Annotated in this window: 9 protein-coding genes and 1 riboswitch; all 9 genes read right to left on the reverse strand. The window is 67.2% G+C overall.

From position 1 onward, the window contains the following. Positions 1–247: 247 nt before the first annotated feature. Entirely contained in the window at positions 248–2149 is a 1902-nt protein-coding gene (thiC, locus tag KW835_RS03355) for a phosphomethylpyrimidine synthase ThiC (RefSeq protein WP_218380842.1), read from the reverse strand. A gap of 175 nt (positions 2150–2324) precedes the next feature. Continuing rightward, a riboswitch (TPP riboswitch) is annotated at positions 2325–2463 on the reverse strand. Positions 2464–2519: 56 nt separating this feature from the next. After that, positions 2520–2696: a hypothetical protein gene (locus KW835_RS03360; protein ID WP_218380843.1), complete on the reverse strand. Its 177-nt coding sequence runs from the start codon at positions 2694–2696 to the stop codon at positions 2520–2522. Positions 2697–2758: 62 nt separating this feature from the next. Beyond that, positions 2759–3682: a UDP-3-O-acyl-N-acetylglucosamine deacetylase gene (gene lpxC, locus KW835_RS03365; protein ID WP_218380844.1), complete on the reverse strand. Its 924-nt coding sequence runs from the start codon at positions 3680–3682 to the stop codon at positions 2759–2761. A 290-nt stretch (positions 3683–3972) separates the two neighbouring features. After that, positions 3973–5214: a cell division protein FtsZ gene (gene ftsZ, locus KW835_RS03370; protein ID WP_218380845.1), complete on the reverse strand. Its 1242-nt coding sequence runs from the start codon at positions 5212–5214 to the stop codon at positions 3973–3975. 175 nt (positions 5215–5389) lie between these two features. After that, positions 5390–6619 (reverse strand): cell division protein FtsA, encoded by a 1230-nt coding sequence (gene ftsA, locus KW835_RS03375; protein WP_008903721.1) that lies wholly within the window; start codon positions 6617–6619, stop codon positions 5390–5392. A gap of 95 nt (positions 6620–6714) precedes the next feature. Further along, positions 6715–7521 carry a cell division protein FtsQ/DivIB gene (locus KW835_RS03380; RefSeq protein WP_218380846.1) on the reverse strand — a complete coding sequence of 269 codons (807 nt, stop codon included), beginning with the start codon at positions 7519–7521 and terminating at the stop codon, positions 6715–6717. Further along, positions 7518–8519 (reverse strand): D-alanine--D-alanine ligase, encoded by a 1002-nt coding sequence (locus KW835_RS03385; RefSeq protein ID WP_218380847.1) that lies wholly within the window; start codon positions 8517–8519, stop codon positions 7518–7520. Before KW835_RS03385 ends, KW835_RS03380 begins: the two co-directional genes overlap by 4 nt. Then, positions 8516–9949, reverse strand: coding sequence for a UDP-N-acetylmuramate--L-alanine ligase (gene murC / locus KW835_RS03390; protein WP_218380848.1), 1434 nt, complete (start codon positions 9947–9949; stop codon positions 8516–8518). The genes KW835_RS03385 and murC overlap by 4 nt, the downstream gene beginning before the upstream one ends. Continuing rightward, a complete protein-coding gene (murG, locus tag KW835_RS03395) occupies positions 9946–11013 on the reverse strand; it encodes an undecaprenyldiphospho-muramoylpentapeptide beta-N-acetylglucosaminyltransferase (RefSeq protein WP_218380849.1) in 1068 nt (355 codons plus the stop codon). Before murG ends, murC begins: the two co-directional genes overlap by 4 nt. Positions 11014–11067: the final 54 nt, after the last annotated feature.

Below are 11067 nucleotides of genomic sequence, written 5' to 3' on the forward strand. Positions count from 1 at the left end.
ACCCAGCATAGCAAATTGGGTGCCACACCACCACCCTGCCTTCTGGGCCGGGTGTGGGCGCGACTATATGCTGTGCGGGCCTGTCAAAAGCACAGGGAAAGCCCCGGCTTCGGGGCCGCAGCAGGGAAACCCGGGAGCCAGTAGCCGGGCTTATGGGAATGCCGTCTACGGGAACACCCCTACTGATACGACAACCTGGAAAAAGGGCATCGCGGCCCTTCTCCCATTGCTGCAAACGGCCGCAGGATCAGGCCCTGCCCGACCCGGAAGGCGAGCCCTCGGCCACGATGGGCACGTACAGCTGGCCGCCCTGGCGCTGAAACTCCACAGCCTTGGTCTCCATGCCCCTGGCGAGTGCGTCGGCCTCGGCCATGCCCTTCTGCGCCGCGAAGTCGCGCACTTCCTGTGTGATCTTCATGGAGCAGAACTTCGGGCCACACATCGAGCAGAAATGCGCCACCTTGGCGCTGTCCTTGGGCAGTGTCTCGTCGTGGTACTCCTTGGCCGTATCGGGGTCCAGGCCCAGGTTGAACTGGTCCTGCCAGCGGAAGTCGAAGCGTGCCTGGCTGAGCGCATCGTCGCGCGCTCGCGCCCCCGGGTGGCCCTTGGCCACATCGGCCGCGTGTGCGGCGATCTTGTACGCGATGATCCCTTGCTTCACGTCATCGCGGTCGGGCAGCCCCAGGTGCTCCTTGGGCGTCACATAGCACAGCATGGCCGTGCCCATCCAACCGATCATGGCCGCGCCGATGGCCGATGCGATGTGGTCGTAGCCCGGCGCGATGTCGATGGTCAGCGGGCCCAGGGTGTAGAACGGCGCCTCGTGGCAGGTCTTGAGCTGCTCGGTCATGTTGGCCTGGATCATGTGCATGGGCACGTGGCCGGGGCCTTCGATCATCGTTTGCACGTCGTGCTTCCAGGCCACCTGGGTCAGCTCGCCCAGCGTGTGCAGCTCCGCGAACTGCGCTTCGTCGTTGGCATCCGATGCGCAGCCGGGGCGCAGGCCGTCGCCCAGGCTGAACGACACGTCGTACGCCTTCATGATGTCGCAGATGTCCTCGAAGTGCTCGTACAGAAAGCTCTCGCGGTGGTGCGCCATGCACCACTTGGCCATGATGGAGCCGCCGCGCGAGACGATGCCCGTACGCCGCTGCGCCGTGAGGTGGATGTAGGCCAGGCGCACGCCCGCGTGGATCGTGAAGTAGTCCACGCCCTGCTCCGCCTGCTCGATCAGCGTGTCGCGAAAGATCGCCCAGGTCAGGTCCTCGGCCACGCCGCCCACCTTCTCCAGCGCCTGGTAGATCGGCACGGTGCCGATGGGCACGGGCGAGTTGCGCACGATCCAGTCGCGCGTGGTGTGGATGTTCTTGCCGGTGGACAGGTCCATCACGTTGTCGGCGCCCCAGCGGATCGCCCACACCAGCTTTTCGACCTCTTCCTCGATGCTGGAGGTGACTGCAGAGTTGCCGATGTTGGCGTTGATCTTGACCTTGAAATTGCGGCCGATGGCCATGGGCTCGACCTCGGGGTGGTTGATGTTGGCGGGGATGATGGCGCGACCGCGCGCCACTTCGTCGCGCACGAATTCGGGGGTGATGATCTTCGGGATGCTCGCGCCCATGGGGTTGCCCATCAGGCGCTGCTCGCGGCCCGCGTCCTGCATGTACTGAGCCATCCACTCGCGCTTGCCGTTCTCGCGCAGGGCCACGTACTCCATCTCCGGCGTGACGATGCCTTTCTTCGCATAGTGCATCTGGGTCACGTTCGCGCCGCTCTTGGCGCGCAGCGGCTGGCGCTGCAGCGCGGCTGCCTCCTGGCGCAGCTGGGCCAGGCGCACGGCGTCTTCGCTTTTGCTGCCGTCGTCCATCGCGACGCGCTGTCGGCCGTCGTACAGCTCGGTGTCCCCGCGTGCAGCGATCCAGCCACCGCGCACGCTGGCCAGGCCCTGGCGCACGTCGATGGCGGCGCTGGGGTCGGTGTAGGGGCCGGAGGTGTCGTACACGCTGACCTGCTCGCCGTTGGTGAGCGCGATGTCGCGCACGGGCACGCGCACATCGGGGCGGCTGCCGGTCAGGTAGCTCTTGGTGGAGGCGGGGAAGGGTTCGCGGGTGAGCGCGAGCAGATGGGCGAACTTGTCGGGGGCATTCATGGCGGGCACATTCCTATCGGTGGGATGGATCTGTGCTCCGCAATAGGCCGGCATGGACCACACGCACCCTGGCGGGTGCCCGGGCGCACCGCCAAGGCCTCACAAGGCCTCCGCTGTGCGCACGTTGCGCGCCAACGTGGCCCGGTGGGCGCGGCGTTGGTACGCAGGTGCGGAAAATTCCGACTGCAGCTCTTCTTACGCTGGTACTAACCAGATCAAGTTCGCGGTTCCGGCGGTAAGGTCCGCCGTCTCAGCACGCCCAGCAGCCTGTTCGTCATCGAAACAGGCCCCTACGTGCACCCCGGAGCAGGCGCGAGTATAGGCCACGGCGCGGGCCGGGGTAAACCGCCGCGGTACCGGGCGGGTGCTGTCAGGCCACGCGGTCGATCAGTACCACCGCGAAAAACACCACGGCAGCGATCACCGTCCACTTCAGGATGGCAAGTCCGATGCGCTTGTAGTGGGCCTGGCCTGTGCCCACGTAGAAGCCGAAAGAGACCGCCGCAGCCAGAAGCAGAAAGATGGCAAGCCAGCGAACGATGAGCATAGAGGGGTGTGCCTTTCAGCGGCCGACAGCGGGGCCGGTTGGTGGGCAAGCCAGACCAGCGGTCACCAGGCGCGCGCCGGCTGCGCAAAGCCGCCGGGGGCCAGGCGTTCGTCTTCGAAGGTCACCACTTCCCACGCATCGCGCTGGGCCAGCAACTCGCGCAGCAGCAGGTTGTTCATGCCGTGGCCCGAGCGGAACGCGCTGTACGCCGCCAGCAGCGGCTTGCCGATGAGGTACAGGTCGCCCATGGCATCGAGGATCTTGTGCTTGACGAACTCGTCGTCGTAGCGCAGGCCGTCGCTGTTGAGCACCTTGTAATCGTCCATCACGATGGCGTTGTCCAGGCCGCCGCCCAGCGCGAGGCCGTTGGAGCGCATCATCTCCACATCGCGCGTGAAGCCGAAGGTGCGGGCGCGGGCGATGTCGCGGCTGTAGTTGCCGGCGCCCATGTCGAACTCGACGCGCTGACCCGTCGAATCCACGGCGGGGTGGTCGAAGTCGATCTCGAAGCTGAGCTTGTACCCGTGGTACGGCGCCAGGCGCGCCCATTTGGTGTTGGCGCCTTCGCCCTCGCGCACCTCCACCGGCCGGGTCACGCGAATGAAGCGCTTGGGCGCGTTCTGCAGTTCAACGCCTGCGCTCTGCAGCAGGAAAACGAACGATGCCGAGGAACCGTCGAGGATAGGCACCTCTTCGGCCGTGATGTCCACATACAGATTGTCGATCCCGAGCCCCGCGCAGGCCGACATCAGGTGCTCCACCGTGTGCACCTTGGCACTGCCCACCGCGATGGTGGACGCCAGCCGCGTATCGGTCACGGCCTCGGCGCGGATCGGAATGTCCACCGGCTGGGGCAGATCCACGCGCCGGAACACGATCCCGGTATCGGGCTGCGCGGGCCGCAACGTCAGTTCGACCCGCTGGCCACTGTGCAGCCCCACGCCCACGGCGCGGGTGATCGTCTTGAGGGTACGTTGCTGGAGCATCCGGGGATTTTAGTGGGGCGCCCCCGCAAAAACCACCCGCTGCTGCCTATGACCCTGATAGAAAACGGAGAGTCGAAAACCGGTCGGATGAGCAACCACAGACCCGGTGACAGCGCAGCTGATCGACGGACGAGCGAAGCAGAAAGCGCGGCGGCAACAACCGCCACGACCCAGACCAGAGACACCGCGCAAGGGCCGCCCCGCCGCGCTGGTGTCGTCCTCCTTCCCGAACGGCGCAGCCGTTCGAGAGAAGGGGGAAGCGGCGCAGCCGCTCAGGGGGAAGACCTCTACTAGTCGGCCTGCTTGCGCAGGAACGCCGGGATTTCCAGGTCGTCCATGCCGCCCGAAGACAGCGCGTCCACGCGGGCCGCCGCCTGCGTGCGGTTGGTGCGCCACACGCTGGGCACCGACATGCTGCCGTAGTCGGCCTGGGTGCTGCCGGCATGGCCGCCCTGCACGCCCACGGCCGAGCCCAGGGCACCGGTGCCGGCCAGTGGCATCTGGTAGGCCACGTTGTCCGTGCCGGTGCGCAGGCCGCCCTGCACCACCGAGATGGGCTGGCGGCGCGCGTTGGGGCGCGACAGGCCGGTGGCCACCACGGTCACGCGGATCTCGTCGCCCAGGCTGTCGTCGTAGGCGGCACCGTAGATCACGTGCGCATCGGGCGAGGCGTAGGCATTGATGGTGCTCATGGCCAGGCGCGATTCGGACAGCTTCAGGCTGCCCTTGGCGGCCGTCACCAGCACCAGCACGCCCTTGGCGCCCGACAGGTCGATGCCTTCCAGCAACGGGCAGGCCACGGCCTGCTCGGCAGCGATGCGGGCGCGGTCCGGTCCGCTGGCGGTGGCCGTGCCCATCATGGCCTTGCCGGGCTCGCCCATCACGGTGCGCACGTCTTCGAAGTCGACGTTCACGTGGCCGTACTCGTTGATGATTTCGGCGATACCGCCCACGGCGTTCTTGAGCACGTCGTTGGCATGGGCGAAGGCCTCGTCCTGGGTGATGTCATCGCCCAGCACTTCGAGCAGCTTTTCGTTGAGCACCACGATCAGCGAGTCGACGTTGGCCTCGAGCTCGGCCAGGCCGTTGTCGGCGTTGGTCATGCGGCGCCCGCCTTCCCAGTCGAAGGGCTTGGTGACCACGCCCACGGTGAGAATGCCCATTTCCTTGGCCACGCGAGCGATCACGGGTGCAGCGCCCGTACCGGTGCCGCCGCCCATCCCGGCGGTGATGAACAGCATGTGCGCGCCATCGATGGCCAGGCGAATGTCGTCCACCGCGGCTTCGGCGGCTTCGCGGCCCTTGTCGGGCTTGCTGCCTGCGCCCAGGCCGCTTCCGCCCAGCTGGATGTGGCGGTGGGCCGAGCTGCGGGTCAATGCCTGCGCGTCGGTATTGGCGCAGACAAACTCCACGCCCTGCACGCTGCGGGCAATCATGTGCTCGACGGCATTGCTGCCGCCGCCGCCCACGCCGATCACCTTGATCTGGGTGCCCTGGTTGAATTCTTCGGCTTCGATCATTTCGATGGTCATGTTGGAGCTCCTGTTTCTTTCACTGAATTCGTTTGCAATCTCGTGTGCAACTGCCAATGGGTTGTTCGGTATGTCGTCGTGAACGGCGGGGGCGGTGGTCCGGTACATCGTCGCCATCGCCCGCGCGGTCGTTGGTGGGGGCTACCCCGCGCCAGCCAGAGTGGGAATTTCATGGTCAGAAATTCCCCACGATGAAGTCCTTGAAGCGGCCAAAGGCCGTCTTCATGGAACCGCTTTTCTGTGCCACCTTGAAGCCGCGCAGCCGCGCCAGGCGCGCCTCCTCCAGAAGGCCCATGACGGTAGCAGCTCTGGGCTGTGCCACCATGTCAGACAAGGCGCTGGAATACTTCGGAATGCCGCGGCGCACGGGCTTCAGGAAGATGTCCTCGCCCAGCTCGATCATCCCGGGCATGACCGAGCTTCCGCCCGTGAGCACGATGCCCGACGACAGCACTTCTTCATAGCCGGACTCGCGCACCACCTGCTGCACGAGCGAGAAGATCTCTTCCACGCGCGGCTCGATCACGCCGGCCAGCGCCTGCTTGCTGAGCATGCGGGGGCTGCGGTCGCCAAGGCCCGGCACTTCGACCTGCGCCTCGGGGTCGGCCAGCAACTGCTTGGCGTAGCCGCTCTCGACCTTGATGTCTTCGGCGTCCTTCGTGGGCGTGCGCAGGGCCATGGCGATGTCGCTGGTGATGAGGTCGCCTGCGATCGGGATCACCGCCGTGTGGCGGATCGCGCCGCCGGTGAAGATCGCCACGTCGGTTGTGCCAGCGCCGATGTCGACCACCACCACACCCAGCTCGCGCTCGTCATCCGTCAGCACCGCCTGGCTGCTGGCCAGCGGGTTGAGCATGAGCTGCTCGACCTCCAGGCCGCAGCGGCGCACGCACTTGATGATGTTCTCGGCCGCGCTCTGCGCACCGGTCACGATGTGGATCTTGGCCTCCAGGCGGATGCCGCTCATGCCGATGGGCTCCTTCACATCCTGCCCGTCGATCACGAACTCCTGCGGCTCCACCAGCAGCAGGCGCTGGTCGCTGCTGATGTTGATGGCCTTGGCCGTCTCCACCACGCGCGCCACGTCCGCCGAGGTGACTTCCTTGTCTTTCACGGCCACCATGCCGCTGGAGTTGAGGCCGCGGATATGGCTACCGGTGATGCCGGTGTACACGCGCTGGATCTTGCAGTCGGCCATCAGTTCGGCCTCCTTCAAGGCCTGCTGGATGCTCTGCACGGTGGCGTCGATGTTGACGACCACGCCACGCTTCAAGCCATTGCTCGGAGCCACCCCCAGGCCTGCCAGCTTGAGCTCCCCATTGGGCAGAACCTCGGCCACCACGGCCATGACCTTGGCCGTGCCGATATCCAGCCCCACCACGACATCTTTGTATTCTCTTGCCATATCAGTCTCTGCCCTTCTCTGTTCTGCCCCGCCGCCCCTCGGTCGGCGCCACACCCTGGTCCGCGTACTTCAGCCTTCTGCCTGCATGCATGCCGTCACCTCCTGCGTACGGTGGCCGTGGCGCCCGCGCCATCCGGGACCACGGTGCTCACGCCGCGCAGGCGCAATGCGTACCCGCCCGTGTGGCGCAGATCGGCCGACTCGAGCGCATCCACCCGCCGGCCGTACTGCCCGGCCACCTGCGTGAGCGTGCGCGTGAAGCGCTGCGTGCGCTGCACCACCTCCTGGGCCGTGCCTCCACCCAGCTCGACCACGGCATCGCTGTCGAGCGTCACGCGCCATCCGCCCCGGCCGGTGAGCTCCAGCGTGTCCACTTCCAGCCCCAGGGGCTTGAAGACAGGCGCCAGCAATCCGTGCATCTGCAACACCTCGGGCGAGCTGCCCGCCGGGCCCATCAGTCGGGGCAGGTCCTCCTGCTCCACGTCTCCCACATTGGCCTCGAACACCTCGCCCTGGGTATTGACAAGTGCCGAGCCGCTCTCGGGGCCCCAGTACGCCACCGCGTCATGCTCCTGCAACTGCACGTGCAGGCTGCCGGGGAACACGCGCTGCACTTCGGCCCGGCGCACCCAGGGCACCTGCTCGAACGCCGCGCGCGCCGCGCGCAGATCCACGGTGAAGAAGTTGCCCGCCAGGTGCGGCGCCACGTTGGCCCGCAGGGTGATGGCGTTGTTATGCACCAGGTCACCCTGCACCACGATGCGCGAGACGGCAAAACCCGGGTAGCGCAGCACCCACCACGCACCCGCCGCCAGCACGCCCAGCGCCAGGCCCACGAACAGGGCCGAGGCGGTCCAGTTCATGAGCTTGACGTCCAGGGGCGCCGGCAGCGTGGAGGTCATGGGTTCGCGGCTCCCTGGGCTGCACGCGCAGGCGTGTCCAGCGCCGCGTCTGCCAGGATGCGCAGGCACAGCTCTTCATAGCTGATGCCCGACGCACGCGCGGACATGGGCACCAGCGAGTGCCCGGTCATGCCGGGCGAGGTGTTCATCTCCAGCAGGAAGGGCTTGCGGTCGCGCTCGCGGATCATCAGGTCTGCGCGGCCCCAGCCACGGCAGCCCAGCGTGCGATACGCCTCCAGGACGATGCGCTGGATCTCGCGCTCCTCTGCCTCGGGCAGGCCGCTTGGGCATTGGTACTTCACATCGTCGGTGAAGTACTTGTTCTGGTAGTCGTACGAACCTTCGGGCGCCACGATCCGGATCACTGGCAGCACGACGGCGTCGGCGCCCTGGCCCAGCACCGGGCAGGTCACCTCTTCGCCGTCGATGAATTCTTCGCAGAGCACATCGGGGTCGTAGCGGGCGGACAGCGCCACGGCATCCTGCATGTCGGAGTAGCCGCGCACCTTGGTCACGCCGATCGAAGAGCCCTCGCGCGGAGGCTTGACGATCAGCGGCAGGCCCAGCTCGTCGGGCACCGTGCGCACCACCTCGCGCTGCTGGCGGTCCGGTGCCAGCCACACGTAGCGCGGCGTGGGCAGGCCCTCGGCCGTCCACACGCGCTTGGTCATGACCTTGTCCATGGCAATGGCCGATGCCATCACGCCCGGCCCGGTGTAGGGAATGCCCAGCAGTTCCAGCGCACCCTGCACCGTGCCGTCTTCGCCATGGCGGCCATGCAGCGCAATGAAGCAGCGGGCATAGCCGTCGCGCTTGAGGTCGCTCAGATGGTTCTGCGCGGGGTCGAACGCATGTGCATCCACGCCGCGCGAGCGCAGGGCCTGCAGCACACCGCTGCCGGACATGAGCGAGACCTCGCGCTCGGCGGAGTCGCCCCCCATGAGCACGGCGACCTTGCCCAGTGCCTTCACGTCAATGTTGAGTTCAGAAACAGTCATACCGCGCTCCCCTCCAGCGCCTTCAGCTCACTATTTTGTAGCAGATCGACCACCTTGCCCGGCACGGCCCCGATGGAGCCCGCACCCATGCACATCACCACATCGCCATCGCGCGCGATGTCTGCAATGGTCTGCGGAAGGTCGGCCACGTTGTCGACGAACACCGGCTCCACGCGGCCAGCCACGCGCAAGGCGCGGGCCAGTGAGCGGCCGTCGGCGGCGACCACGGGCGCCTCGCCGGCGGCGTACACCTCGGTGAGCAATACGGCGTCGGCATTGCCGATGACCTTGACGAAGTCCTCGAAGCAGTCGCGCGTGCGGCTGTAGCGGTGCGGCTGGAAGGCCAGTACCAGGCGCCGCCCGGGGAAGGCGCCGCGCGCGGCGGCCAGCGTGGCGGCCATCTCCACGGGGTGGTGCCCATAGTCATCGATCACGGTGAAAGTGCCGCCGTCCTTGGCGGGCAGGTCGCCGTAGCGCTGGAAGCGCCGGCCCACGCCCTTGAAGCCTGCCAGCGCACGCTGTACCGCGTCGTCGGGGATGTTGAGCTCGACTGCCACCGCGATGGCCGACAGCGCATTGAGCACGTTGTGCTCGCCCGCGAGGTTGAGCACCACCTCCATGTCGGGCAGCGTGACGCCGTTGCGCCGCTGCACGGTAAACCGCATCTGGCCTGCCTCGGCTCGCACATCGATCGCGCGCACCTGGGCGTCCTCCGAAAAGCCGTAGCTCGTGATCGGGCAGGTCACGCTCTGCAGGATGTCGCGCACGGCCGGGCTGTCCACGCAGAGCACCGCCGTGCCATAGAACGGCATGCGGTGCAGAAAATCGACGAACGCCCCCTTGAGCCGATTGAAGTCGTGCCCATAGGTTTCCATGTGGTCGGCATCGATATTGGTCACCACGGCCATCACGGGCAGCAGGTTCAGGAACGAGGCGTCCGACTCGTCCGCTTCGACCACGATGTAGTCGCCGCTTCCCAGCTTGGCGTTGGCACCCGCGCTGTTGAGCTTGCCGCCGATGACAAAGGTGGGGTCCAGCCCCGCCTCGGCCAGCACGCTGGTCACCAGGCTGGTGGTGGTCGTCTTGCCGTGCGTTCCAGCGATGGCGATGCCCTGCTTCAAGCGCATCAGCTCGGCCAGCATGAGCGCGCGGGGCACGACCGGGATCTTCTTTTCGCGGGCGGCCAGCACCTCGGGGTTGTCGGGAGTGACGGCCGTGGACGTGACCACGGCATCGGCGCCGTCGATGTGCGCCGCCGCATGGCCCAGGCACGTCTTGATGCCCAGACCCTCCAGGCGGCGCAGCGTGACGCTGTCGGACAGGTCGGAGCCCGAGATGCGGTAGCCCAGGTTGAACAGCACCTCGGCGATACCGCTCATGCCGGCGCCGCCCAGGCCTACGAAATGGATGTGGCGAATGGCGTGCTTCATGGTGTTGCAAGCTCCTCGCAGGCTGTCACCACCTCGCGGGTGGCATTGGTCTTTTGCATGTCTTTCGCTTTGAGCGCTTTCTCCAGCAACGTAGAGCGCTCCATATTCAATAGCATCTGCGACAGGCCTTCCGGCGTCAGGTCGCGCTGCTGGGTGAGCCACCCGCCGCCTGCGTCCACAAGGAAGCGGGCGTTGGTGGTCTGGTGGTCGTCCACCGCCGAGGGGAAGGGCACGAACAGCGCGGCAGCCCCCACGGCGGCGATCTCGGTCACGGTGCTCGCGCCGGCGCGGCAGACGATGATGTCGGCCTCGGCAAACGCGGTGGCGGTGTCGTCGATGAAGGGCGTGCACTCGGCCTCGACCCCCGCTGCCGCATAGTTGGCGCGCAAGGCATCGATCTGGGTCGCGCCGCTCTGGTGCAGCACCACGGGGCGCTTGTCCGCAGGCAGCAACGCAATGGCCTGCGGCACGATCTCGTTGAGCGCACGCGCGCCCAGGCTGCCACCCACCACCAGGAGGCGCAGCGGCCCGCCACGCCCTGCGAAACGCTCTGTCGGCGCGGGCTTGCTGGTGAAGGCGGTGCGCAGCGGGTTGCCCACCCACTGCCCTTTCGGAAAGACATTGGGGAAGGCGGCGAACACACGGTCCGCCACACCGGCCAGCACCTTGTTGGCCATGCCGGCCACGGAGTTCTGCTCGTGCAGCACCAGCGGCTTGCCGGCCAGCACGCCCATCATTCCGCCTGGGAAGGTGATGTAGCCGCCCAGGCCCACCACCACGTCGGGCTTGACGCGGCGTACCACCGCCAGTGCCTGGCCGAACGCGCGCAGGAGACGCAGCGGCAGCAAGGCCAGGGTGACGAGCCCCTTGCCGCGCACGCCCGAGAAGTCGATGAGTTCGAGCGCGAAGCCGTGCGTGGGCACGATGCGCGACTCCATGCTGCCGGGCGCGCCCAGCCAGTGCACGCGCCAGCCGCGCGCGCGCAGCTCTTCGGCCACGGCCAGGCCCGGGAAGATGTGGCCGCCGGTGCCGCCGGCCATGATGAGGGCCGTCTTCTGCGTCATACGCGCCCCCCCCGCATCGAATGCTGCGCATTCGGCAGCGTTGCACGCTGCTGC

Source organism: Acidovorax sp. sic0104 (assembly GCF_019219095.1).
In the GTDB taxonomy this organism is placed as follows: domain Bacteria; phylum Pseudomonadota; class Gammaproteobacteria; order Burkholderiales; family Burkholderiaceae_C; genus Acidovorax.